Below are 1,006 nucleotides of genomic sequence, written 5' to 3'. Positions count from 1 at the left end.
GACAGATGTTTTTGCCGCGCGCGGTAAGCTGCAAGCAAAAATTCTTCAATGTTGACCCCTTCAATCTCTTTGGGGTTTTGAAACGCCAAAAAAATGCCGTTAAGTGCCCGTTCATGCACTTCTTTTCCGGCAAGATCATCGCCTTTGTATTCCACAACCCCGCGGGTGATCTGGTATGCCGGATGCCCCAGAATCACCTTGGCCAATGTGCTTTTTCCCGAGCCATTGGGGCCCATCAGGGCATGGATTTCTCCGGCCTTCACTGTCAAACTCAGGCCTTTTAAAATAGCCTTTTGATCCGCAGAAACATGAAGATCCTGAATGTGGAGAAGGGGAGTCATGCTCAAAAAAGTGGCGTAGGCTGAGCGTACAGGAAAATAAGGTTGCTGAATAGGGGGAAATCGCCCCATTTTAGCAGTCTGGAGCCACGACCGGGAATCGAACCCGGGACCTCATCCTTACCATGGATGCGCTCTACCAACTGAGCTATCGCGGCCCGTTTTCCTTGGGCATGCAGAAGGCTAGGAACTGTGCTTGATTTCACTGCCGCTCACATGCGGAGTTTTGGCGTTGCATGTGCTGCAGAATTTTTCAATCTCCAGCTTGTTGCGGGTTTTTTTGTTGATACGGATTTTGTAATTCTGCATGTTGCAGATCTCGTCGTTCTTGGCTGTTTTGCCAGAAGAACCAGTGCCCTTCTTGTTCTTACAGCTCAAGTAAACATTGGTGTTTTTACCTCGTGGCATGGCAGGAGTCGGTTAAATAGCTGAAACACCATAATGCAAAACCCTAATCGTGTCAAAAAAGCTTTAGCAGCCATCGGCGCGAAAGACAACTGCCACGCTTCTGATGAGGATTTTAAGGTCGAGCCATACTGACCAGTTTTCAATGTAATAAAAATCGAGTGCGACTTCCTCTTCAAAATCCAGATGGGAACGACCGCTCACCTGTGCCAGACCCGTGAGACCCGGCTTGATGGCAAAAAGCCCCTGGTGATGCTTTTCGT

At 48.8% G+C, this 1,006-nt stretch carries 3 protein-coding genes and 1 tRNA gene; all 4 read right to left on the bottom strand.

What is annotated here, in order from left to right:
• A partial coding sequence (locus FJZ26_06360) for an ATP-binding cassette domain-containing protein (GenBank protein MBM3230028.1) occupies positions 1 to 341 on the bottom strand: 341 nt, incomplete at its 3' end.
• 79 nt (positions 342 to 420) lie between these two features.
• Positions 421 to 496, bottom strand: a tRNA-Thr gene (locus FJZ26_06355).
• A 25-nt stretch (positions 497 to 521) separates the two neighbouring features.
• Positions 522 to 746 (bottom strand): 50S ribosomal protein L33, encoded by a 225-nt coding sequence (locus FJZ26_06350; GenBank protein MBM3230027.1) that lies wholly within the window; start codon positions 744 to 746, stop codon positions 522 to 524.
• A 63-nt stretch (positions 747 to 809) separates the two neighbouring features.
• A partial coding sequence (locus tag FJZ26_06345) for a sugar transferase (protein ID MBM3230026.1) occupies positions 810 to 1,006 on the bottom strand: 197 nt, incomplete at its 5' end.

It is taken from the genome of Candidatus Parvarchaeota archaeon (assembly GCA_016866895.1).
GTDB lineage: Archaea > Micrarchaeota > Micrarchaeia > Anstonellales > VGKX01 > VGKX01.
This window is presented reverse-complemented; position numbering and strand designations above follow the sequence as displayed.